Source organism: Paenibacillus allorhizosphaerae (assembly GCF_042659105.1).
GTDB lineage: Bacteria > Bacillota > Bacilli > Paenibacillales > NBRC-103111 > Paenibacillus_G > Paenibacillus_G allorhizosphaerae.
In genome coordinates, this window is record NZ_JBHSRV010000010.1 from 150990 (window position 1) to 175180 (window position 24191).

Consider the following 24191-nt stretch of genomic DNA (forward strand, 5'->3'; position numbering starts at 1 on the left):
GTGAGGTCTTACGGATCATAATTACGAAGCTTTCTGAATGTTCGTGGCTACGAATTTACCAGCTATCTCTTCGTAGTAAACTTCGCAAGGATCCCCCTGGCTTAGCCCGATTTCATCCAGAAGCTGCATCAATTCACCTACAACGGCTACTTCGATGATCTTTTCACCGATTTGTAAATCCATAACGTAATAACACCCTCCCGGGCCCTGTATAGCATGCAGATCCTTATATACTGGGATCGGCATTTCATCTGAATCCTTCTTGGGCAGTGCATGATCTCCATCAGGAAACATCATTGGAAATTCTTCACCGGCGTACACATAAAGGCCTAAACCATGGAGAGCTATCGCCTTGACCAAGCAACGTTGTATCGAAGTGTTGATATCCATCGCTGTGGGCTCAAAAAGCGTACCCCCAAATTCATCCATGACCGGCAGCACGCTTGAGCGCCTATCCCCATTCACAGTGACGGCGACTTCAACGAAGTATCCGATCTCAGTTCTCAGGTAAGGTAAAACGAAGTTGCCGCGTTCATCCGGATAACGGACGATCTCATACGTGGAGTCTGGGTAAAGTCGCCTAAGCTCCGAGTAAGCATGAACCCAAGAAACATAGTTCAATGAGTTATGCTTCTGCTCGATAAAGGAACCTACGTCCACAGATGAAAGATGTTTGAACGTATCCAAATTTCTTCCTCCTTTCTGCTTTTTGCAGTCATATATAGAAAAAGCCAAAGAAAAAACAGTAACATTTCGTCACTGAATTCCTTTGGCTTCACCTATCAAAAACGTAAATAAAAAAGCCCTACGTTTTTCTCCTTCTCAAGACATGGAAATGCCTTGACATAAGAGCAACCCGTAGGGCGCAGAAACTTGAACAAGAGGCAACAAGGCCGAAATAATCATAGGTAAATGATAGCATATAGATCTGATAAAGACAACAGGATAAAACATGGGCTACTAATCTAGGACAATTGGACTACAGACTTTCTCGACCATAGAACGATACCAAAATTTGTACTCTTCTTTCCAATCAATACTTACATCAGGAATTTGCCGGCTCCATATTTTTTTGCCAAAGCAATATGGACAACGACTTCTAAGACTTGATCTTTTATTAACCGTGTCTTCCCACGTATGCATGCGTGTGGTCTTGCAGAGCCACGTAACCCGCTTTCCACTCCCTGATGTAACATCAAAGGGAGTAAGATCCCCGTTTAAGACGGGATGCCATTCCCATGCGATATCCGGCTCTACAATAGCTAGGCAGTTTTCAAAACAAACTAAGCGACCTTTACAGTAAGGACAACCCGATTTTCGATTCGTTCGATTATCAATACTGGCTTGATAGGAAGGGTGTCCTTTCCCTTGTGGACACTTCCACCAAGCCATCATTTTTTTGCATGCATGAACGTCTTCCGGACGCAGCACATTTTTCTCATAGTCCCATTCGGCAGCAATATCCGGGTGTTTAACCGCAAGACTTAGTTCGGGTGTTAATCGGTTCCCACTACAATATGGACATCCTTCTCCCTGAATCCTGTTGTATGGGTTCATTTCATAAGAATGGTTTTCTGAGCATTTCCACCATACTATTACATTCGTATAAGGCAGAATATCGGAAGGTAGCAATTTTCCATTTCGGTCTGGGTGCCATTCTTGAGACAACTCAGGGTACAGATATAGAAAGCTTTTGTTCGGGTCAGATACTTTTCTAGGTTTTGAAATTCGATACTGTCTTAGAAGTCTGCGGTAATGACGATAGCATAGCATGTACTTCCGTACAAAAACCTCTTCGCCGCACTCTGAACAAATCTCATTTTCTCGTTTTATTCGGATAGCCATGTGCTCCTCCGCATCTCTATCGACATTTAATTCTAGACTGATTCCAAACTTACTCCTATATCTGGATTCGACTTCTCTACTTAAGCAAATGTGGTGGCGCACAAGTTCCCACGTGATAAGGAACAACTAATCGGGGATACTTTTTCATTGCCTCAATATCTTCTGCATCTAAAGGCTTGCTACATTTCACACAAAACACTTCTTCTGCAGGTTTGTCACGGATCCCCTTTTTCTCGTAGATGCGGAGGTCTTCCCATCCCATTTCATAACTATCAAACCCGTTTCGGTGAGCTTCTGCGAAGGCCCGATCCACAGCATTGGCAGTTCCGAGATTATCGATTTCACAAAAACCATACCCATCACGAAACGTATCTCCAAAATAGATGCGGATGACTACTTTAACGAAAGTTTCGGTAACCTGGTACTCCCGGATCTCCTTTTTATAATGCTCGCCAGCAATTGTATTAGCACGGTTCTCATACCACTCAACAGGGATGAACTGTCTACTATTGTTCTCACGCTGAGCTGCAGGCTGCCGTTCAAATTTCGCTTTTAATCTCGGCCACATTTCCTGCCAGTTCCACATGGGTATTGCCTTCCTTTCTTATCAAATGCTTCTTTAGTTGGCCACTTCTTACTTAATAAAATTCACTTTGCCGAACTTATTAATATAGTTATCTAATGATTTATAAAACATGAGTGCCTCGTTAACCTTATCAGGAACACTCTGCAGTAACTTTTTAAAATAATCTGTACCGGTATCGGTAATCTTGCAGTAGTGATTATGGCGTTTATCTTCATTGTCCCAGAAGCGAGTTATATATCCTTCCTGCTCCATGAAGTCTAATCGTTTGGACATATAAGAGACGTTAACGCCGATACCTTGTAAATGCTTAACCATCAATTCATCGAGCTCACGAACATATCGGGGCTGCTGGATAATCTCCGCTAGCACGAAAAAATCAATAAATTCCTGAACTTTTAAAATCCGACTCACCTTGTTTGTTTTATTAACGGATTCAAAGGGTCGTTTTCTATTCAGTACCATACGGAACATTCCTTCCTTTACCGAATGCTTCCAGAAGAGTGATTGTTCTCCTGGGAGCGGGAGGTTTTACTGTTATAGTTAATCTTTGCGTAGATAAATTAGCTATTTCCGCTTCCTTTCTAACGTACAATGATTTGCCATTTATTCCGGAGAAAATAACCGCCATTGATCCAGACTGCATGTTCATTAGAACGTTCGATAAATCCGCCATATTCGACGAGTTCACCATGACGGTAAATATCAACCCACAAGTTGAACCATATCGCATTTTGAAAGTCTGCATCCGTTTGAAGCTTTTTACCTTTGAGGTAGGCGTTGGAATAAAAATCAGGCATAGACGATGCCTCCCTATTCGTATGCACTCAAATCATATGGTACAAGGAGTGCTTCGTTCGACGTCTTAACTGCATCAATGAACCAGGATTCCGGAAGCGATAAAATTTTCGAAACAAGTAGCGACCAGAGGGCCTGTTCTTCAGAAGTCAAATTATCCCAAGTAACGCATGCCTCAGGATCTTTCAGGCGTTCATGAGTAACGATGTGATGAAACCATACAACCGGCTTCCCTTTCGATAATCGTATGGAGGCCCCAATCCGATACTGATGAGCCTGTCCTTCACCGGTGAGATATGACGTAAGGGAAATATAAAGAAAGAACTCCGGCGAGCCGCTCCGCACTTTAGCGAAGCGATCTTCATCCCAGATAGATAATAACACCTGCTCCACTTCAGCATCGTTGCCAAGAGTATCCGCAAGGAAACGATAGGTCTGGTCGTCCTGGAAGATAACGGATAAGGCCTCTGCCGCGGCGCGCACGCCAAAGCTATCATTTACAATCTTGAATACTTCATCTGCTTTCCCACTATGGACTGAGCGGATAAGTTGTAACAAATATTCGATCTTCATGTCAGTCATCCTTTCAAATATCCGGTTCAAATATCGAGCAGCTTCCAAGAGAGAAGCAGCCTAGTATAAAATGAGTCGAAAAAGAATCTATAGCAATACAAAGCTTGAACGAAATAGGAGAGCTGAAGAACTACTTAACTCTACGAATTGTTCGGGATTTTTTTCCCTCCGTAGGTGGCGTATCTTTATTTGTAATTGTTTTAATCCCCCAATAAAGTAAGCAGCCAGTAACCACCAATAATACGACGATCGCAAAAAGCTCGTAAGGGTTAGTAAGGTATTGTACCCAATTACTCATTGCAAAGACCTCCTCTAAACGAATCATGCGTCGGGACGGCGACACCGCCGGCAATAAACCAAAATATGACAAAGGGAACCTTTGTTCTATTCTACTAAAAACCCGGGGCATTGTCTATAATCATTTTATATGAGTGTCTTATTACAACGCCTTATGGCGCGCGGGTTCTACTTGTCTCTTTGCGCGTCTGTACGCCCGCTCGATCGTCCGGGTCTCTCCCCTGTCCATCCGATTCTTTACTTTCATTTTTCCTTCCTTGACTACTCCGTGCCGGTCCATGTCACTCCCCTGTCTCTTTCCAGCTAATACTTTACTGCTTCAGCTCCCTCATTTAATTTACTTTATCCGATTCTCCTTTGATCTGGTTTAGCGATTTTACTTAATGTTTCCTATCCTTTGGACTTCCTTTTCGTTATTTTTCGATTTCCCGCAGCGCGCGGCCACCCCGCCGCCCTACCTGACTTTCGTGTCCAGGTACGTACAAATTAACTAGATATGATTAGCGGTATCTAGAAAAAAGAAAGAATCGGAAACAGGAGAAATCGAAAGAGACAAAATATAAGATCAAGTATCAAGGGTGGACGAAAAGAATCTCGAAAGAAGAAGTTAGGATCAGAGTGGCAGGAGACGGGACAATGGTGGGGGGACGTAGAACTCAAGCGGGGCAAGATGTTGTAATAAGACACTCATATGTTATGAGGTACATTTGGTGTAGAATCGGCTTAGAATCCTGCTTGCGACAACGACGCAGCCGTCGAATACCGATTTTCCGCTGCCCAGGACGACCGGACAAATCGTCAGGACAAATCGTCAGTAGGAATTCGTCGATACGTTCACTATAAATCATTACGTTATGTAAGGTTCAAGGGGGAATCTGAATTTTTTGGCAGACAACAATGTTGCGCAAAACTGCCCGTCAGCTGAATGCCTCCACTTTACTTCGGCAAAAGGGTCAGGTTCTTGTCGCGCGTCGACAAAAGGGTCAAGTTCTTGTCGTTCGTCCGCGACAAGAACTTGTCCGAATGAAATAAAAAACCCGCAAGTTATGCGGGTTTGAATCGGGCTATGTTCTTGTCGTCCGACAACAACAACTTGTCCAACGACGAGAAAATGACCCGTTCAGTATGTCTTTGTTTCAAGTTAAGAGTCATCTAAATACTTTTTTTAAGTCAGAATCAAGTACTACATTAAGTTAGTACTATACTTGGCTATCTGTTCCCGTTATGATATTTCTATCAGATTTTCGCGACACGGTTAGGTGGAAATTTCTACTGTAAGCGGAAGCAGGCTGAGTTATAATGGGAGGGTTCTCATATGAGTCAGGACGTGAAATTGATATTATCGTGGATTTTTATTGGTATGAATCTCCTTGCATTTGGTCCAACGTTTGGGCTTGGACTATTGTTTGTACCAATAATGCCGCTATTTTTAGCCGGCATGTCTACAGATAGTGGTGATAAATCTTTAGTCTTACCTATAATCGTTATTGGCTATGCGATTATTTTATTATGGGGTACTGGTTTATTCTTTTCGATCCGATTTCTTTACCTGCACAGAAAAACCAGAAAAACTAGAGACTTAAAATAACGGCCCGCGGACGCCGAACTTCTGTTAGACGCTCCGGACGCCCGGAATGGATCATATTGATTTGGGCAATACAAAAAGCCCGAGACATGGCCAATTGTCTCCGGCAGCCGTTGGGCTTCTTGGTATATGGTTTTAGGTTCCATTATGTAAACCGATCCTCCAATAAGGAGACCGTCCTGAGCGCTCAGTCGGTGTTTGTTCATCCTGTTACCCTTCCAGATCCGTCCTGGGAGATCAACCCCATGAGGCGCGCCTACAGACCCGGTACTCTACCGTTCATCCCATCCACCTAATCTATTAAACTATTTTATCCAATTCACAAAATATTAAACCTCTCAAATTCATGCCCCTACGATCACATTTCATTTCAATCTAAAACATTTTTTCTCTTGTCGACAACTTGTTATCGCAGTAAACTACCTTCTTCTCTGCGTATTTTGATCTGTCGTCTTTGAATCATTCGCGGAATTCTCCGGTATGTAAATCATCATAAGTAATAAAGTCTCTTCGAGCTCGTTCAATTTCATATAACGAGTAAGGGTAAGATGGTGCAAGATTGTTCGAATGATAAGAGTCGAAACCAAAAGAACAACAGAACCTAAAAGTAGACTATTCCAAATCATACTCAACCCATCCATAGCCACTAAAAACGATTTGTTAGTATCCGTTATAGTGCCTGAACTTGCTAAGAGCAAATTAAACCGGAAACCAATATACTCCGACCATAATGGGAACGATAGAATAGCAGAAAGTGATATGGGTAGCCATCGCATATCTTTAACCCTATTCTTTTCTATTCGAATAATCTCAATAACGGATTGTATATGATCCTGATCGATAGGGATTCGGAATATGTTTTTAAATGCGTCCTCCATTTGGTCTAACCGATATTCCCTGAGGAAATCCTTCTGAACTTCATATATTCTATCAAAAATGGTATAATTCATAAACTTTTTATACTTCGCGCCAAACTTCTCTTTTACATAATTATTACATACCCATATAGTTCTACTCCATAAAATGAGAATTAGACCGAGACTAGATAGAACAACCGTTTTCTGCCATAATGGATTATTTCCAAATCCAAAACTGAATAGAAAAAACACTACTATACCCGCTAGTATTGAAATGGTTATTATCTTTATTTTAGCTGCCGGTTTAAGTACCAGGTTATAAAGGGATGAACGTTCTTGAAGTTGATAAAGTTCCTGTATTAGATTGCTTCGAGTGCTTTGTTTACTCACTATTTACCTCTCCATTAATGTTTGATGTTGTCCAGTGCTCCAGTGCTTCCCCAGCGGTCTCTAGAATCAACTATCTATAAACTAATTACCAACCGGTTCGAATGTACTGGGCTTATAAAATGAAAAAGACCACCTATCGGAGTGTGTAAAACACTGAAAGGTGGCCGCTTGCGGAATATGAGATTAATTTCAAAGAAATTAACCACATTTGAGCATAGAAAAGGCATCGAAAAACAAAATCTTCTTTGTAAACATAAAAACGAACTTTCCTTGCGCATAGGTAAAACTTCATTACTTTCCGATGGATGAAATTTTCAAAGAAAACCATCCGTCGCCATAAATGCCAGCCCGTAGGGAGGTAGACTTGCCACAAAATGTGGAAACGGTGTAACTTAATCACCAAGTAAAACTACTTATATTCTAAGTGTTAACCACCATAATATCAAGAATTAAAACCCTAAAAAGTCCTTAACATTTGTAAATTTTTACAGTCAGGACTTAGTTTTTTTATAATTAGAATTTTTGTTCCCTTTTATTTTAAAAAAAATAAGGGTTTTTGTCAATCAGGAAGGTGAGCTCTAATTTTTATTATCCGGATTATACTTTTTGTTTACTAGTTCTTGTATTACAATTTTGGGTATTCCGTCTCGTTCTATTGCCTGAATAACTTTTTGCTTTAAATTGATCGAAATGGTCATGAGTTTTTCAGCTGGATCAATTGGTTTACGACCCATGCAAGCCTCCATCCGATCACCTTCCTCATTTATCTAATCTCTTCAAACATTATATCCTCTATTATCGTTATAATACCAGTACCCATATGAGAATTTATAATACTTGAGTATAGTCGATTTTTTTGAACCAGAACTTCTGTTGCGGGGAGAATTAAATAAATTCTTCTGGAAAAAAAGAAGAGGGCTTTCGCCCCCAATCATAACCTTTACTTCCCAGCAGCCTATCTACTTGCTTAATGATACGAAATATAATGCAGGACGTCGGTTGAAGTCTATGTTTCCCCATAGGTGAAAATATTTATCCGTAACGACTAGTTTCATTGGATAGGGGTTTTTCGGTCTATAGTTGGTCAGCATCGGTTCTGATATTCTCAAATCATCGTCTACCGTTACCAATCGCATTCTGCGGTCATTTCCCATGTATAAGACATTCATTTTTCCTTCTGAATAAACCGAATAGGAGAAGGAATTGGGCGAGATTGTCGTCACTTTGTCTTTGCCATTCTCATATAATATATCTCCTTTATAAATATCTAGCTGTCTAATGGTTGTTCCCTGGAATATAGAAAGGCGGCCGGTTCTATCATCAAATACGTACTTCGTATCAGGTTGCGCCGAAAACAAGACGCGGTTTAAATCTTTTACCGAATAACTTCTATTATCAAAATATAACGCTAAATTAATATTATCTCCAAATAAAATACCTGGTTCTCCATTTGATCGGTAAACCACATTAAGAATTTCAGGTGTAGAGGCATAAGTTTTATTAAACGGTTGTTCTACTGCATACACTTCATCAGTCACGACTCCAGATGAGCCGATCGTCCATTTCTGAACGCCCCCGCTGTTGCGCCAATAGATTGAATCTCCGGATACAAATTTGAGGTTTTGGCCCTCCTTGTCCCTTTTTACGAATCGAACAACAGATGCCTTCGAAATCCATTTTCCATTTTGCGCAATTGACATGTAAAAATATGTGTATCTTTCATTGTTAAGTGTAACGTCTTTATCCCAAACTACAAAAGTCTTGTCGTCCTTTTCAAACACATTTATGTTATTTTTTCCATTTAGTGACGAGTAATTATCCGGATCGTAGCTTTCATCTCCGTACTGTTCCGCTTCCTGGACTAGTTCTACTCCCTTGGTTATCTTTATCAAACGATCCGAGGGATTCCATGAAACTCTTTTACCAGTAGCCTCACTAACAAAACGTAGAGGTACCATCGTATTCCCGTCTATAATTTTTGGGGCCACATCCAATTCTGTACGCATACCATTTACAGCTGCGATCTTAACATTAATTTGCAGATCAATTATTAAATTACCGTCCTCACTCGTTCCCCGAATGGTTTTATTGTTTGCATTCCACGTAATCCCCAATCCCATTTTCTCGAACAACGGACGAAATTGAACTAAAGTGGTCCCGTCTTCAAGAATGGGATCTACATCAAATTGCATTGTCGTACCTTCATACGACACACTTATCGGCTGTTCTGCGTAGAACGTCTGTTGCTCTGCGTAGGACATTCCGGGAACCAGAGAAAAAATAAGTATGAAGATACTCAGTAAAACATTCTTATGATGCATAATAGTTCTCATACCCCTTATTCAGTCTATAATGTACTAGCATACATAGGCTGCTTTATTCATATTTCTTTGAAACTAACCGTCTGATTTCTTTTTTTGTAAATACTAGAAACATAACATGAATCCTTCCAGAGATTCTTCCTTGGCTGGTTCAATCATTCGGCCCTAGGATTAAATACTCTTCATAAATCGCGTTTCTTCGTTCGAATCGGCTCAAGATAATCTGAGGACTTAATAACAATTTGTGCTTTGTTTATGTTATTGTATGTATTTTTTCTTAGATCCCCAAATATCAGAAACTCTTTTCCTACGAGGTCCTTCTTTTCATATATAAAGTGCTTATAGTATTCTGCGAAAATAACAATAGTGAACGGCTTTTCTTCATCATCGATATCCATATCTATATAAGTGACCTTTTCAAGTTTTGTCACTTCGCTAATACGTCCGTACACGAAATACTGCATGCGTGGGATCGTCATATCTTGCCAGAGTAAATCATAAGCCCGATCCGGACTCATGACCACCTGAGATAGCGGAAGTTTTCTTCCTCCCCCTACATTAAAATAGAGGGTGGCTAGTATGTCGGGCTCATAGGATGTCAGCAGCTTCACTATGCTTTTTAACGATCCAATAGTCCCCGGTGTATCGCGATCATCTTTGACCTTGATTTTATCATTTTCTGGCGTCTTTTCTTTTCTTTCGACCGGCTCTTTCGGGATATAATCAGGATCGAGCTTTTTCAAATTTAGGTTTATAATTTGTTTCGGAACGCCATCGGACTCCAGAATCTGCTTCTGATAAAGCGCGGTCTTCTGAATAGCCTCAACCACGTCAAGCGGTTCAAAAAATCCGCAGCTCTCCTTATGTTTACTTTCAATGTCCTTTCCCACAGTTTTGAAATACGCTGATCTTTTCGTTTCCGACGAAGAAGAAGCGCCGACATAAATAACCGGCGCCTTGCATTGGGGATCTATACAATATAATGTGTATCCATGCTTCTCCTCTGAATACTCGGAAGAGTGGACCACTTTTCCATTTGGAAGCAGTGCAGTTAACACCGGTGATACCTCCTATTTTTTATTTTGAGCTTCAACTTCCTCAATTGCCATTCTTACTGAACTATTCCAAATTGGTTTTTCTCGAATAGGCCGTATCCATGGATATTTAATCGAAATTCCGGTACATACGACTAGACACGTTAGAAGCGAATAAAGAATATTAAACTGAAATATGTTTGAGAGAAATAGAAGTACTGCAATAATTACTACGAACAGGGAAAATGATTTCAAGTTAAATAATAAGTCATACATTTTTATATACCCTTTGGTCTTATCATTGAAGATTGCTAATGCTTTACCGAAAAGTACCAAGATTTCCGAACGCTCATCGGCCGAATACGCCATAAGATCAAAAGCCTTTATTAATTCTCCTCTCGAAGGATATGGGCCAACCGACATTAAAATTGCTAAATAAACTTCCTCTTTATTTGATTTACTGTTAGGAATTGCAGTTGACATCAGTGAATCCTCCTATTCCATACCGCTCCCTACTCTATGGGGTCAACCCAATGTTGCGGGCGAGGAGCGGGAACCCATACGTACCCATTTTCCATTATCATGCCATACTGGCCGTATCCGTTTTCGTCAACGATCCAAGCGATACGTTTCCGTTGTGCAGTGTCGCTTATATTAACCGGTTCAAACGGAGGGGCTACTGATTTTCTTACGAGTGGATTCCAGCCAAAATGACCGTCAACCTTTGTAACCGGCTTATTACTTTGATTCAGCAGCCAAACACCAAAGTGCTTGTGATCTCCACCAACATACCAGACGGCATCTTTTATGGGAGCCAAGCTTGGTGGCAGCATAGGATATCCTTCATAAAGGGTATCCCAGTATCCGTCATTTAACCATGCTTCCGTACTCATTACATACTCGTGGAATGTTTCGACTTCAGACTTATCATTGTATTTACTCCAAGCCGGTTCCGATGTAGGTCCCGGGGCTGGTTGATGTTTTGACCGTCTATCTGAAAAATTTACGACAACGCCCATTTAACCCACTCCCATTATTATTTTTGTTCCATAAAGTGCATTATGATATACGGTACAATCGAGAAAACAATTGCTAAAAATGCCATACCTATTGACCAAAAGTTAAAAACTTGCTTCATTTTCACGTTTTTTCGAACTTTATAAATATGACTGATTCCCCATAACATAACTGACGCCATGAGGGTGGCCATTACTCCCCACTGCTGTGCAATCGAAAGGGTGGTCAATACATAGTGCTCTACTGTTTTACTTACAACATCATCAGCATTTGATGAAAGGTAAAAATTTTTAAGCAAGCTATACACATCCTTAATTTCAGTCAATATTCTACAAATTAAATAATAGCTATGTATTCATCGTACACACATACAACTATGTGATCACTATATATTTCCAAATGGCACCTGTCAAGACTTCATTCCTATAAAATACGACTTATGTCCTATTCAAGCATTTATATGAAGTCTTCACAGCTGTCATTTGAATGATTGGAAGGGAATGGTGAGCTGCTGCTCACCCTCCCATAGCCTCTTGATAAATATCAAAATTAGGTGAGATATCATGTTGTCCTGGCCATAAACCTAAGACCTGACGAGAATTATTCTTATATTGAACCAACGCAGTAAAAACCTCTTGCGACGAATCAATTCTTGCGAGCATTGCGTGATGGAATATACCTCGATCACCGGTTTCAATATTCATGCAACTGGCGAGTCCGTCGTCGTATCGTTCAACAATCCGATAATGGCCCCAATACGTACCTTTTCGTTCTCCAGCACTACCATCTTCTAAATGCAGTTCGAGTTCCATCTGCTCCATGTTCTCTTTTGGAGTACGTGCAACCGTTGGAAATTGAATAACATTATTCGAAGATTTAGGTGCTGGCGATTGCGTAAAGATACCGAGTTTCTTTAAAAACTCTGGGCTCGCTTCAGCTGCAAATTGCATTTCGGTAATTTTAGGTGGCGAAAATACAAGAGATTCAGTTGATGTGGTTTGTTCTTCGGTGTCAAGTTCCAGTTGCTGCTGCTCCAGCTTATCATGTTCCTCTTGTTCTTTCTTGAGTGCATCGAGAAAAGCTTGTGACTGTTGTCCGTAATCAACGTTTCTTTCATTGCCCGCCGGGTCACTAGATATTGAAGTCTCAATCAAGTTCTCCGATTGAGTTGCTATAATTGGTCCTGCCACTACCTGGGATTCAGTGTCGTTGAATTCGACTTCTTTAATTGATCGGCGAATAGTTGGTTTCTGGATTTCAAACATCCTATTCTCGGTTGTATTATTCCTATACCAAGAAATACGCGTCTCAAGATCAACAATAGTAGAAGCCATCTCCGAACGGCGCCTAACCCCGCTCCAGTACCAACTCAATAGCCCGGCAAAAATAAATGGAATCGCTATGATCATACCCACTCCACTTAACAAAACGTAAGCAGTCGGAATTTCTATATGCCACATAATCCTACCCCTCTTCTTCGCGCACGCGCCATATTTATTCGAATAATTGCCCCTGAAATTCTCCACGATAATTGGATTCCAACCCGACCACAAAATCTAAGCTTTCATGGATTGCACGAGTTGGGTCCCACTTTGGATCTCTCGGGACTTGTCCTTGATAAGTCATCACTTTCCCAAATCTCCGTGGTGCGACAATGGCGGACGTAAGGTCAACACTGTGCCAAGGAAACCTGAACAAATTTTGATCACATACACCGAACCCATGAAAGTTTACATCCGGGAAGCGATCAAAGACTTCGCTTAGGAGCTCGTTCCTTTTTCTCCACGAACGAATGGTTAGGATTCCACCTATACCGACACAAGGAGGATCGACCTTCGTAAGAATTTCTTCCAGATAGGAAAACGGCGATGAGTCTATATGCCATATAGGCATCGGGCAAACGCCTTCGTCACAGAGAAATTCAAAATGTGCTGCAGATAAAGCATCATTTCCACGGACGTCGAGATTCGACCATGTAAAGAACTCTTTGCGATAGCGCTTTAAGAAGTCAGCATACTCCTCGATATCGATAGGGCAGTCATGCAGATCCCAGGCTTTAACTTTGGCAAAGCTAAATCCATTCATCAACTGAAAGCCCCCACTATCGATAAAGAGCTTTTCTATCCCGTTTTTAGCCTTATACCTTCGCCAATTTTCTTTTCCCTGTTTTCGAAGGTACAAATAATTGAACATAGCCCACCTTGCTCCTCGTGAAGCAGCTAAAGCGAGGTCCCTTGGATGTGATTCCGTTCCGGAAAGCCAAACGCGGATTCCTAATATCGTCAAACGCCGCAGGCCTGTCCTGGTTTCTGTGACCCTCGATATGTCAGAGAACATTTCGACAAGACAACCAAAAAGTGCGGAGCTCATTCTACAGAACCGTTCCACGTCTTTGATCACACAAGTTCGCGTATAATAAACATACGCTGCAGCCTTCACTAGCCGCTTCCTTGCAATTTGGTTCGGACTTGTCGCCTTTTTCGGACTTAGCCACAAATTATCGTCATGCAGCCGAATTACCTGACTGCGAGATCCAGTTACCGTTTGAACGTACTGCCGGCGGCGCGCCTTTTTCAAAAAGCTGCGGACACGCCTGCTCGCCTCCGCTTGATAGTCGATCAATCGAATCATCCTTCCTCATTAAACATAAAGAGCCATGACAGATCGTCACGGCTCGTACCCTTATACGGTATATTCAAAATCCTCGTCCATAATGATTAACCTACTAGGGCGATAATTTAGAATTTCCGTATCTTCGTCTTCCAGTAATTGTCTAAAGAAAAGGGTTACCTTATTTAACATAGTCAACATCCTCCTTGCCCCTCCTTCGTAGGTAGGGGCCATAAAATACTCCCACCTAGGAGTTAAAGCAAAGATTTGTTGGTTAACCGATGACAATACCCGGCGCGAGAAGATCGACGATCGTTTCCTCTATGGAGTGAAGTATTTTCCCGCTGCTATTAAGCTTCTCCATTTTGACAACAACATTGAGGGAACGGCGCTGCTGCTTCAATCCATCTGCATACCCAGTTAAAAACTGCGATACACCCTCCGGCTCAAAAAAATGAAAGGTGTTTTTACCGACCGTAATCCTAAACCTACTTACGATCAGATTGACAGTTTTTTTCTCGTGAGGGGCGAAGGCATTGGGAATGACCTTATCCAGGTTCCACCATTTCCTCCATCCACCCACTTCGACATGAAATCCGCTTGGACAAGACATAGGTGTTTTATCTATATCTTTTGTCCACTTCATGGCTTCATCAAAAGTTGCGCCCTCCAAGTCGATGGTAACAAGGTTTCCGCATTTCTCGCATGTGGTTGTAATTAAACGTTCTGCCATCTGTCATTCCTCCTGGACATAAAAAATAGAGCGTCCAAATTACCCCGCTCTTCCTTATACATATGAGTGTCTGTGCTGCTTATCGCGCCAACGAATCAAGAGGCTAGACGCAGTCGGGTGGCAATATACTCGCTTATGAGCCAGTACTCACCCTTTACACAAACCGTTACTTTACCCCTTAAAACTTTGCCGTACACCATAAATCACTACACTCCTTTGGACATAAAAAATAGAGCGTCAAAATGCTCGCTCTTCTTCATACACACATATTGATGACAATATTCCCGTTCACAAAATTACCTAATGTGGATATACCGGTCGCTTGGATTCAAATAAAATCTCCTCCTCATATGATATTTCCTGTGCAAAACGCAAAAAAGCCCCGCAGCAGGAATCCTTGGAAAACAGACAGACTGGTCCTGTTCTCATAAATTCCGCCGCTAGGGCATTTGACTTCGCACAAGGTATAACTAGATTCTAGACTTAATATACCATATTATCTTTGAGGATGGAATAAAAAACAGTAAATTTCTGAACCGCAAGCCCTAGATTAGTCCTATCCATTATAAGGCCCGTCAAGTAATTTAGTATGATTATTATACTATAGATAATGAAGGAATTAGGAAAATTTTGTCGAAATAGAGCTATCTGCAAATGAAATTTTTCCATTAGGGGTGTAAATATTGAAAGAGAAAATTAAAGGCTTCATTTATGGCTGCGTTGTAACATCATTGATAACAGGATCAGTAGCTTATGCTGCAAACCCAACATCGATTGAAGTGTATTTTAAAGATTTGAAATATAAAATAGACGGTTTAGATAAAACACCTTCCGAAGGCCAGGGATTTATATATGAAGGTACCACTTATGTTCCTTTGAGGTTCATCGGGGAATCATTGGGCAAAAATGTAGAGTGGGACGGAGATACGGAAACTATTTGGGTTGGTAAAAGGGAAGGTCGGTTTACCGGTTTAACATCCCTTAAATATGCAAGAACTGATGGGGAAGTTTGGACTGATGAAAAGCCAGGAACGATTGAAATTGCGGGAACTAAATACAAAAATGGAATTCGCGCAATGGTTAAAAATTCTTCTAGTTCTGATGGGAAAGCTTCCATTGATTACAACTTAAATGGAAATTACAAAAGACTGACTGCCCTAGTCGGTATGGATGATGCTTCTAGGAATGTCAAAGCACTTGGTATCATCAAAGTCATCGGAGATGGGAAAGAACTTAAAGTTATTTCTAAGTTAATAGGTGGGGACAATCCAATAAATGTAGATGTCGATGTCACCGGCGTCTTAAAGCTACAAATCGTTTTTGAAGTTGATTATGATAAAAATTATAATTGGGCAGAAATACTTTGGGTCGACTTCCTCGAACCCAAATTGTTCGAATAAATAAAATAAGATGACTTCCTCCGAAGTCATCTTATTTTATTTATTAGGCATCCCACGTCGTATATAAATTCTGAAGTCCTAATTTATTGGCCGGCCGCCTCTTCTGCAAGGAGTCTTTCAATGATCAACTTGTCCTCTTTCGTACACCGATCGATCTCGCCGGTCGGATTAAAAATCGTATCGTATGAAAAAAACACAGGCGGTACCTCAAGGAATGATGATATAAGTTTCAAAAATCTTTGAGTCACCGGTATACCTTCCCGATACTCCCGTTCGAGAACAAAACGAATGATCACTTCAACCTCATTCTGCGGTAATTCAATCCCATAAAATTTCATTGCGTTAAGCAACAAGCATCGAATATCCAGATCCAGATCTCCGAATCCACGTTCAAATCGGTAAGGACCTTTACGCTGTATCCCCCAATAACCTCCATAACGAAGATCCTGTACGGCCTTGAGAACTTCTCTCATTTCATAAAGATGAGATAACTCTGGGTAGTCTAGCAATAAGGATTCCATGCTTTTATCTTTTTCAACAACCGTGCATGCCCAACATCCCATTCTGCTTGCTTTACACGAGTTGATGGCCCGGTCCGGGCTATTAATCGATGCTCCGATTTGACATTCACCCATTGATTGTGAGTATAAATTTATCAATCGGCTATTTCCATAGTCAAAATATGGATGCCATGGAGCAACCTGTCTCACGAGATGCGTAAGGACATCTCTTGCCCGCCACCGTGCAATTGGTGCACAAGTAGATATATTCGCTACCGAGTGCTGGCCGAAAAAACCATCACCATATTCTTTTGTTACACTGATTGATCTTGCTGTACTTTCTTGCATCCTAGAACCAAGTAATTGGCAGATCGTATCTTCGCTGGAAGCTAACTCCAATAAAGATTTCCGCCCTGCTTTAATTTTGAGCCGCTCCACACACCAAGACAGATTTTTCGTCGGTGGCTTGTAACCTCTACCCAAAACATTAACGAAATAAGCATCCTCAACGTCCGGTTCGGAAAGGATGAATGGAATTTCGATTGGGAGTGCTGCTATTGCCTCCCTTACCTTCCGAATGTGCTCCTTCATCAACGGCTGGTCTACGGTGCCAGTGTCTGCACTTAAAATGACCAACTTAGTCGTACATTCCGGATGCTCCAGTTTATACCTAATGCATTTCTGTACAATGACGGAGCTGTCTTTCCCCCCACTGAAGTTTGCACAAATTAAGGAGAACCGCCTAAAGCATTAGGCGATTACCTCGTCCGTTTCCTTTTCCAACTCTTCGGGAACGGCCTCATCAATTACAAACTCTTCCCCCGCGGTATTCGGCACACGCCGGGTTACCTCGGACCCATTAAAGTCAAGAAGCATGGGTTCATATTCGATGACCTCTTCCAGACGAAGCGGCCACGATAATTCCCCCCCGACGCCGTAAGGGGCAAACGGAAGATTAAAGAAAAATTCAAGCAAGAAGGTTATGTCCCCCCGCTTCGCCCATACTTTTAATTTATGCTCATGTCTGAATCGGTAGGAACACACGAAAGTTCTCATTCTCTAAGAACGTGAACAAATCATAACTGAACTCTTCTGCTGCAAAGACATGTTCCCATCGAATCTTACTGTCTCGTTCAATGAGTCTTTCGTCCGGTGGATCGTTTTCCGGAAAATGATGTACCACCAAAAACGTCGACTCATACGAAAACACAGACGTAAAATCACGAACAACCCCATAATACTTACAGTTGTGGCTCTTAAGCAACTTCCACAGCTTGCGGCTTACATTGGAATGCGCTTTGAGCCGGGCTTTAGGTACAATTTTGTTCGGCGCATCAGCATCGAACCTATATTTCTCTTCCGTCTCATAAATAGATATCACTTTCCTGACCTCCCGTATAGTTCGGGTATACGCGACCCCTATTTTTACATAGTTTCGCCAATAAATAGATTCATAATTTAAGGAGCAGCTGCCCTTCACAAAACGCCTCGCGCTTTCGCTTCTTAGCTTGAATGGAAGGAACCTCCATAGTCTGAAGTTCTGGTTGTACAGCACACGGAGCATCTTCCTCCAGACCTACCCGATAACCATGTTTGGCCGCAAGTGCCTGCAGTGTAGCTAGCTCGCGCTGCTTTATCTTTGCCTCTTCTTCAATCCGGATTCCAGGCAGGGCTTCGCGTGCGATTTCCTTTAATGCATTACCGATATCAGTATATGACCCGGCGCCCCACTCGAAATGATGCAGTAGCAGCTCCTCGAGCATCTCGATTATTCCCTTAAGATGCCGGTAATAATCACGAAATCCATGCAGATTATAATGTGCAATGAAGCCGCTATACACATGAAGAAATTCGTACAGTGACTTATCAATCATCATGGAATCGCGTGCCTTAACAACCTTCATAAACTTCTTATAAATTTTTCCCTTCTGCTTTGCCGTAAATCGAAGTTCATCCTGGAACTCCATAGAATATTCCCTCCTTTAAATTAAAAAGGCGCCTAGAATATTAGGCACCTTCTCTCCTCATAATATGTTACTCTTCCAACACCACATCATCGTATCGATCAACAACTATGACTTGATCGTACTTATGTGGGATAATACCTGGAACTTCGTAAAACAAATAATAACGTCCATTAACCTCTCCGCGAAATGAAAAAGGGAATGATTCATACTCTTCCTTTGATATTATGGGCAGAAGAGATATCTCATTTGAACGTCCTAAAGCTCTTCTAGCCGATGCAGCCACCAGGATATCATCTTCCACTTGTACGATTCGGTCATTCTTTGCTTCGTACAGGCAAAATTTCATGAGCCCACCCTCCTATTTTCACATGTAGGTCCTATGCAAAAATCCTTTCGTACATACTAGCTGGCCTGTTGGTCACAAGGAACAGAATTACTACAGGACAGTACAAAATCTACATCGCTCCGGAGATCATCTTCGGACCTTCCCGTCGAATCGAGGATTACTTTTATTGGGAACCTACCTACATAAAAGTGAATCATCTGTTCAGCCGGAATGCCATTTCTACGGTACTTAGCCATCTTCCGGACGAGTGAACCGTACTCCCTCGTTGACACAAGACTAATGTTCATAAGATCATCGGCGAGTGCGTAGATGTCAGCCATCACTTCATGGATTCCCTTTTTCTGCGATCGTTCAAGTTGACGAAGATCCAACATGGAGTAGCCGGCTTCAACTAAAAGCAAGACCGCCTTGATTTCAGACCTGTTCCCGGGATTGGTCATCATCCTACTTACAGTTCCGCTTAATTCCATTAGTTCGGATGTGTTCATTCCCAACAACACTAATAGATGTCCAATCACCGAGAAGCGGGGTTGTCCTTCCGTTGTTTCCACATAACCCTCTAACTTTGAAATCCCTCGTTCCTTTACAACATCGAGCAAATCCTGTAATTTTCGCATATTCGCCTAATTGCCTCCTTCAAATTCATAGATGTGTTCCCCTGCATAGCAAAAAAAGCCCATATGCAACCGGACTTTGATAGCCATAAAAAAATAAGGCTATACAAAATTCCGCCACATAGGGCTTTCGACTTGGGCAAATTGAATCACATCTTTATAGGTATTATATCATAAACGAGTCGCGATTGGAATATACTGGACATTAACGATTAAGGAGTACGATTTTTTTCATCTAATTGTCGAAGAAGTTTAGCTCTGCTCGCTTTCCTTTCCTTCATCAATTGCTCTATAGATTTCATATCTACTTTTTTCGGCTTCTTTATAAACGAGAGAACATTTTTTTTTCATTTTAGGCCTCCTAGTCAGAAGTTACCTTTCTTACCACATAAACTTCTTTGCATTTTAATAAAAGGCTATGTTAAATCAAACTGTTGATTTTCGATAAAAAAAAACCGCCCTAATGAAAAGGCGGTTGATTTAGCTGTTGTTTCTCGTTTATTATTTTGAAATGTCAATTATATAAGAAGTAATTTCCTTAATTTTTGTTTTGTTTAAACTGCTATTGAAACGATATATATTACAGAAAGCGTAGCTAATATTGCTTTCGAGGTTTAGGATGCCATTTAAAGAACCGGAGTATCCGTGCGTTACAATATTACTAATAACTAATTCCGTTGGCTTGTTGTCAATCAGTTCTTCAAGCATTTTGAAAACTTGAGCCTTACCTTGTAATACATTGTTACCGATAAAATTCCACTGGATATCTTCTATGATGGTCTCCGTGATAAGGCCAATATCGTTGCAAACAAAGGCAACATTAAACGCTCTAAGTAGTTCTTTTTTCGGTGCATTTCCACAATCTTCTGCACAAATAATTTTCACTTGATCGTATCGAATGTTGTCCTCTGACATACTTCACTATCCCCCACAATCAAAAGTAATCATCTTCGATGATTATATTACAACTATAGAATGAATGCTTTCAAATATCAAATATCAACAACAATGTTTAACATAGCCTAATAAAAAAGCCATCGCATCGCGACGGCTAATACTTCTACTTATGTAACGGAACGACAGTACTATTTCTCATAATATCCGATGCTTGGCCTGCTATAGAACTTACCATACGCAGACGAACATCAGTATTCAAACTACGATCTTCGTTAATCTGTCTTAACTGCTCGGCTAACGCCAAAAGTTGCTCTACTTCCACTTCAGCAGGGCGCTTTTTGCGAAAGAAGTTCAAAAAGGATGCCATGTTCGTCACCACCTAAACGATTTTGATAAGATAGCGCAACCAGTAGACTCAAATGAATGAGATTAACATAACGTTCAATGTTGTCAAAATCAGCTTCACTTACCTCATGAGAGGATTGAGAGGCTACGACTACGACACCAATCATTTCGTTTTGCTGATAAATGGGTACCCCTATAATGCTATTATATCTTCTCTCGCCTTGCTTGACAATGATATGTGCTGCTTGCTGAGGAATGTCGGTATAGACAATACGACGATTCTCTTCCCAGACTTGGCCAACAAAACCTTCACCTTTTGAGAACTTCAAACTGCCGTCAACCGAGCTTCCACTTCTGCATTCCCCAATGAGCACCATTTTCTCGTTAGGAATGTCCCTCAGGAAAAAATAAGAATGCTTATTGTTCTGGCTATCAACTGTAGTGCTGCAGATCTCTGCACAAACAGAATTGAGAAACAAATTAAGCCAATAGGGCTCATTGACCTTTTGAGTAAACGTCTTCACTGCCAGGTTGTAACACTTTCCAATTAAGTGATCCAGATTTAGTACGAGTCTACGTTCACGTAAAGTATCTTTCATTGATGAGTTGAGTTGATCAGTCACGACAGAACGAGCCGCATTCACTTGTTCCAGCTCCGTAATCTTCTCCTTCAATTTCTTGATTACATCTTCCGTAGCCACTTTCTTAATCAACTCGACTGCGTATTCGTGATGTAGCAGGTTGGGAACCCACGAATACAGCTGCCCCCGCTCCTTGTCTCGACTACACAGCCACAAAGCCCATCCTCTAAGAACATTGTACGCACCGATTACTGTAAAAAAGGAAAAAAGAAATATGATAAAAATTGCTTTATTATTAAAGGCACCATTTGAGACAAAAAGCAATGTACAAATATCGTTAATCATTTTATAAATCCATATTATCAATCCTGGGAACACAGAGTCTATGGCGGCATTGATGCCAAATAACGTGAGACACGTTAAAACAAGTGCCATCATAGCCGCTCCGACCATCCGTATACGAAATCCCCTCTTAGGATCAGTGGCAACGCTTGCTGACGTCCCTTGATTGATCTGAGGTTGTACCATTCGTTATTCTCCTTTGCTCATAGTTCTCGCGTATTCGAGATGTGCAAGATCGTGAAGCCTTTCTCGATTAGAAAGCATTGCGAGCTCCCGATTGTTGCGAATCAATTCCTCAACAAGTGCAACGATTCACATTCTTTTCCCGGACCTGTTTCTCGGTATCATACGAAAAATCTTTGAACATTCCAATCCCTACTTCACATAAAATTTTCTTAAGGATCCATTTTCCGGTACAGTTCCAAATATTGATCCATGAACTGTTGATCCACTTCGTCATAAACGAACGAATTAAAAATGGCCTCGGCCGGTATACCGTGCTTTAGTTGGAAAGCGACGAAACGGTCTACCTTAGCGATTTCCAACATAATGGCTTCGTCGAATACGATTTCTGGCTCTCGGCTCGAGCACGAGTTGTTAAGGCAGACGTATTTATCCTCTTTTGATATGGTTACGTCTGAATTATGAACTAGCGGAAGCTTGCAATGTTCGCAAGTCTTTCCTGTGCGATATCGCTTCAGATAAACACGAGCCCTATCAAAATCCATAATCTCGTTTCCTTCATCATCGATGACATAAACCATTGTAATCCTCCTCGTAAGTGGTCGGCCATAACTTGAAGCAGGACTATGGCCATCTCCTTTTTAGCGCATACTAAATAGGCAGGAATGAAGTCCCCACACCGCATGCTTACATATAATTTTTCCCTTTCCTCCCTTCATAAGATCCGCTTTTCTGGCAAAAAAAAGAAGCCCCGTAGCGAGTTTACTTTAGAAATAGGCAGACCTATCTCTTCATAATCCCGCCACTAGGGCTTCAGTCTTGTACAATGAAAAGCATAATATTACGAGAATTATAGCATATTCCCAGGAACTAGAAAAGCGCGCTCAAAAAAGGAAGCAGGAGCGAGGCTCCTGCTTACATTAAGCGTAAAAGCAGTTGATCGTGTTTTGACTCGGACATTCTTTGCTCTAACGGCCGATAAAATGGAACTTCATTTTTCAGAAGCTGCCTTAGAATAAGACTGTACCGGTCCGATCGCTGCGGGTTATTGTATTTCTTTAAAATTTGAGCTAACTCTTCAATTAATGTTTCCTCGTCCTGCAAAAGAATATCTTGCCGATCGATGAAAACGAGACTGCCGTCTTGACTTATGGCTCGAAATGTAGACGAACGAAGCGGCTTGGGCCGAAGTACTTCCGGGCACTTGACAACCTCGACTCGCTCCTGGCGCGACAACCAGCTTGCAAGAATTGCCGTCATAGCTCTTCCTCCTCGTCTTCATCGTCCCAGTCTTCTTCATCGTCGTCAACTTCATCGTCCCAGTCTTCTTCATCATCCAAGTTCTCTTCACCCTGTTCTTCTTCATCATAATTAAGAACATGGGGGCCACTATCCTGGCTTTTTTGCCGAATTGGCACACTTGGCCGATCGGTTGCTTGTTCTTGTTTAGAGGAAGCCATTTCTTTAAGCGTCTCCTTAAACAACTCCTGTTGGGCCAAGGTACAAAATTCAGGCCGGGATCCGCACATGCGTGTGTCGAAGGTAATCTGGTGAACAAGGATTGCCTTTTCTGTAAGCAAAGTGTTTATGATATTATTTGTGAGCTGGGCAGCCATTTTATTAGTTGCGCAGCGCTGCGGTGCAGATTTAATCACTTCTCCGCATCCCGGAATCCGTGACTCGGTATCCGTCAATATTTCCGGATATAGGCTGCCGGCCGGCTCCAAAATGGTCCGTCCGTTAAACTTCAGCCCCACCACAATTTGACCACCATTACCCGTCTCCGGCTTTGCATCGTTCCACCTATCGAGTGAAACGCCGTGAACACCTGCATCGATATATAGGAGCGTGCGTGCTTCCTCAGAACGGAAATATCCGTCAAATATCTGCCTGGTCGCATGATTATCCACCATGCCAATGAGCACGGGGAGGAACATAACGTTCTTATCCCTATCCCTATCCGGATCGGCCAACAGGGTAGATAGATCGGAAGCATCCGCAATATATTCCGTACGTCTGAACGTTGAAATTCCATAAAAATCACCGTAACGTTCAGCCAGCGCTTGGACCTTAGGTTGGTCGACCTCTTCCGGCTCAAAAATTTGGTTCCCCAAATTCTTCTGTTCAACCCGGTCTCCATCTACCAGCATAATGTGTTCCAGATAGAACGGCCGCTTAGACCGGTTGTGTTGAAACGCATCCAAATGCGTCCGGAGATCCTGGCATAACCCCCTGTAAAAATGCGATCCGTTCGCGCCAAGGCCGACTATGATGATCTGCAGATTAATACGTTTATCAAATTGAATGATTCCTGGCATGGAATCTCCCCCTCTTCATAATTAGAAAATGGAGGCCTCCACTTTTGGAGAGCCT

Annotated in this window: 30 protein-coding genes; 2 read left to right on the top strand and 28 right to left on the bottom strand. The window is 41.7% G+C overall.

From position 1 onward, the window contains the following. Nucleotides 1-21 precede the first annotated feature (21 nt). The 7 genes from ACFQI7_RS28080 to ACFQI7_RS28110 all read right to left on the bottom strand — a co-directional run bounded on the left by ACFQI7_RS28080 (nucleotide 22) and on the right by ACFQI7_RS28110 (nucleotide 4097). On the bottom strand, nucleotides 22-687 hold the full coding sequence (locus tag ACFQI7_RS28080) for a Sak single strand annealing protein (protein ID WP_218101246.1): 666 nt from the start codon (nucleotides 685-687) through the stop codon (nucleotides 22-24). Nucleotides 688-960: 273 nt separating this feature from the next. Next, nucleotides 961-1845: a zinc-ribbon domain-containing protein gene (locus ACFQI7_RS28085; protein ID WP_218101245.1), complete on the bottom strand. Its 885-nt coding sequence runs from the start codon at nucleotides 1843-1845 to the stop codon at nucleotides 961-963. Between the two features lie 76 nt (nucleotides 1846-1921). Then, nucleotides 1922-2431 (bottom strand): hypothetical protein, encoded by a 510-nt coding sequence (locus ACFQI7_RS28090; protein WP_218101244.1) that lies wholly within the window; start codon nucleotides 2429-2431, stop codon nucleotides 1922-1924. Nucleotides 2432-2479: 48 nt separating this feature from the next. After that, nucleotides 2480-2893 (bottom strand): transcriptional regulator, encoded by a 414-nt coding sequence (locus ACFQI7_RS28095; protein WP_218101243.1) that lies wholly within the window; start codon nucleotides 2891-2893, stop codon nucleotides 2480-2482. 119 nt (nucleotides 2894-3012) lie between these two features. Next, on the bottom strand, nucleotides 3013-3228 hold the full coding sequence (locus ACFQI7_RS28100) for a hypothetical protein (RefSeq protein ID WP_218101242.1): 216 nt from the start codon (nucleotides 3226-3228) through the stop codon (nucleotides 3013-3015). 13 nt (nucleotides 3229-3241) lie between these two features. After that, nucleotides 3242-3799, bottom strand: a complete 558-nt coding sequence (locus ACFQI7_RS28105) for a hypothetical protein (RefSeq protein WP_218101241.1) — start codon at nucleotides 3797-3799, stop codon at nucleotides 3242-3244. A 130-nt stretch (nucleotides 3800-3929) separates the two neighbouring features. After that, a complete protein-coding gene (locus ACFQI7_RS28110) occupies nucleotides 3930-4097 on the bottom strand; it encodes a hypothetical protein (RefSeq protein WP_218101240.1) in 168 nt (55 codons plus the stop codon). Nucleotides 4098-5411: 1314 nt separating this feature from the next. Between ACFQI7_RS28110 and ACFQI7_RS28115 the strand changes: the two genes are divergently transcribed. Further along, on the top strand, nucleotides 5412-5684 hold the full coding sequence (locus ACFQI7_RS28115; RefSeq protein WP_218101239.1) for a hypothetical protein: 273 nt from the start codon (nucleotides 5412-5414) through the stop codon (nucleotides 5682-5684). 416 nt (nucleotides 5685-6100) lie between these two features. Here ACFQI7_RS28115 and ACFQI7_RS28120 read toward each other — a convergent pair whose 3' ends face one another. The 10 genes from ACFQI7_RS28120 to ACFQI7_RS28165 all read right to left on the bottom strand — a co-directional run bounded on the left by ACFQI7_RS28120 (nucleotide 6101) and on the right by ACFQI7_RS28165 (nucleotide 14643). After that, nucleotides 6101-6928: a hypothetical protein gene (locus ACFQI7_RS28120; RefSeq protein ID WP_218101238.1), complete on the bottom strand. Its 828-nt coding sequence runs from the start codon at nucleotides 6926-6928 to the stop codon at nucleotides 6101-6103. 578 nt (nucleotides 6929-7506) lie between these two features. Continuing rightward, nucleotides 7507-7662, bottom strand: coding sequence for a hypothetical protein (locus ACFQI7_RS28125; RefSeq protein ID WP_218101237.1), 156 nt, complete (start codon nucleotides 7660-7662; stop codon nucleotides 7507-7509). Between the two features lie 225 nt (nucleotides 7663-7887). Further along, nucleotides 7888-9120 (bottom strand): stalk domain-containing protein, encoded by a 1233-nt coding sequence (locus ACFQI7_RS28130; protein WP_218101236.1) that lies wholly within the window; start codon nucleotides 9118-9120, stop codon nucleotides 7888-7890. A gap of 311 nt (nucleotides 9121-9431) precedes the next feature. Then, entirely contained in the window at nucleotides 9432-10307 is an 876-nt protein-coding gene (locus ACFQI7_RS28135; protein ID WP_218101235.1) for a hypothetical protein, read from the bottom strand. 12 nt (nucleotides 10308-10319) lie between these two features. Beyond that, nucleotides 10320-10766 (bottom strand): hypothetical protein, encoded by a 447-nt coding sequence (locus tag ACFQI7_RS28140; protein ID WP_218101234.1) that lies wholly within the window; start codon nucleotides 10764-10766, stop codon nucleotides 10320-10322. Nucleotides 10767-10795: 29 nt separating this feature from the next. Then, complete coding sequence (locus tag ACFQI7_RS28145) at nucleotides 10796-11302, bottom strand: hypothetical protein (protein WP_218101233.1); 507 nt, start codon at nucleotides 11300-11302, stop codon at nucleotides 10796-10798. A gap of 17 nt (nucleotides 11303-11319) precedes the next feature. After that, a complete protein-coding gene (locus ACFQI7_RS28150) occupies nucleotides 11320-11598 on the bottom strand; it encodes a hypothetical protein (protein ID WP_218101232.1) in 279 nt (92 codons plus the stop codon). Between the two features lie 217 nt (nucleotides 11599-11815). Continuing rightward, nucleotides 11816-12760 (bottom strand): hypothetical protein, encoded by a 945-nt coding sequence (locus ACFQI7_RS28155; protein WP_218101231.1) that lies wholly within the window; start codon nucleotides 12758-12760, stop codon nucleotides 11816-11818. Between the two features lie 34 nt (nucleotides 12761-12794). Next, entirely contained in the window at nucleotides 12795-13493 is a 699-nt protein-coding gene (locus ACFQI7_RS28160; protein WP_218101230.1) for a hypothetical protein, read from the bottom strand. A gap of 691 nt (nucleotides 13494-14184) precedes the next feature. Continuing rightward, nucleotides 14185-14643, bottom strand: a complete 459-nt coding sequence (locus ACFQI7_RS28165; protein WP_218101229.1) for a hypothetical protein — start codon at nucleotides 14641-14643, stop codon at nucleotides 14185-14187. A 683-nt stretch (nucleotides 14644-15326) separates the two neighbouring features. On the opposite strand from ACFQI7_RS28165, the gene ACFQI7_RS28170 reads away from it, so the two are divergent. Further along, nucleotides 15327-16043 (top strand): NPCBM/NEW2 domain-containing protein, encoded by a 717-nt coding sequence (locus ACFQI7_RS28170; protein ID WP_218101228.1) that lies wholly within the window; start codon nucleotides 15327-15329, stop codon nucleotides 16041-16043. Between the two features lie 83 nt (nucleotides 16044-16126). On the opposite strand, the gene ACFQI7_RS28175 is transcribed toward ACFQI7_RS28170, so the two are convergent. The 11 genes from ACFQI7_RS28175 to ACFQI7_RS28225 all read right to left on the bottom strand — a co-directional run bounded on the left by ACFQI7_RS28175 (nucleotide 16127) and on the right by ACFQI7_RS28225 (nucleotide 24136). Then, entirely contained in the window at nucleotides 16127-17272 is a 1146-nt protein-coding gene (locus ACFQI7_RS28175) for a phosphoadenosine phosphosulfate reductase domain-containing protein (RefSeq protein WP_218101305.1), read from the bottom strand. Between the two features lie 21 nt (nucleotides 17273-17293). Then, nucleotides 17294-17518 carry a hypothetical protein gene (locus tag ACFQI7_RS28180; protein WP_218101227.1) on the bottom strand — a complete coding sequence of 75 codons (225 nt, stop codon included), beginning with the start codon at nucleotides 17516-17518 and terminating at the stop codon, nucleotides 17294-17296. 43 nt (nucleotides 17519-17561) lie between these two features. Next, on the bottom strand, nucleotides 17562-17924 hold the full coding sequence (locus ACFQI7_RS28185; protein ID WP_218101226.1) for a hypothetical protein: 363 nt from the start codon (nucleotides 17922-17924) through the stop codon (nucleotides 17562-17564). 70 nt (nucleotides 17925-17994) lie between these two features. Then, nucleotides 17995-18510, bottom strand: a complete 516-nt coding sequence (locus tag ACFQI7_RS28190; protein WP_218101225.1) for a hypothetical protein — start codon at nucleotides 18508-18510, stop codon at nucleotides 17995-17997. A 67-nt stretch (nucleotides 18511-18577) separates the two neighbouring features. Then, nucleotides 18578-18856: a hypothetical protein gene (locus tag ACFQI7_RS28195; protein ID WP_218101224.1), complete on the bottom strand. Its 279-nt coding sequence runs from the start codon at nucleotides 18854-18856 to the stop codon at nucleotides 18578-18580. 56 nt (nucleotides 18857-18912) lie between these two features. Beyond that, nucleotides 18913-19473, bottom strand: a complete 561-nt coding sequence (locus ACFQI7_RS28200; protein WP_218101223.1) for a hypothetical protein — start codon at nucleotides 19471-19473, stop codon at nucleotides 18913-18915. Between the two features lie 498 nt (nucleotides 19474-19971). After that, nucleotides 19972-20385: a nuclear transport factor 2-like protein gene (locus ACFQI7_RS28205; protein ID WP_218101222.1), complete on the bottom strand. Its 414-nt coding sequence runs from the start codon at nucleotides 20383-20385 to the stop codon at nucleotides 19972-19974. Between the two features lie 305 nt (nucleotides 20386-20690). Then, complete coding sequence (locus ACFQI7_RS28210; RefSeq protein WP_218101221.1) at nucleotides 20691-21821, bottom strand: GAF domain-containing protein; 1131 nt, start codon at nucleotides 21819-21821, stop codon at nucleotides 20691-20693. A gap of 209 nt (nucleotides 21822-22030) precedes the next feature. Then, a complete protein-coding gene (locus ACFQI7_RS28215) occupies nucleotides 22031-22399 on the bottom strand; it encodes a hypothetical protein (protein ID WP_218101220.1) in 369 nt (122 codons plus the stop codon). 334 nt (nucleotides 22400-22733) lie between these two features. After that, nucleotides 22734-23078 (bottom strand): hypothetical protein, encoded by a 345-nt coding sequence (locus ACFQI7_RS28220; protein ID WP_218101219.1) that lies wholly within the window; start codon nucleotides 23076-23078, stop codon nucleotides 22734-22736. Beyond that, on the bottom strand, nucleotides 23075-24136 hold the full coding sequence (locus ACFQI7_RS28225) for a ThiF family adenylyltransferase (RefSeq protein WP_218101218.1): 1062 nt from the start codon (nucleotides 24134-24136) through the stop codon (nucleotides 23075-23077). Before ACFQI7_RS28225 ends, ACFQI7_RS28220 begins: the two co-directional genes overlap by 4 nt. Between the last annotated feature and the right edge of the window lie 55 nt (nucleotides 24137-24191).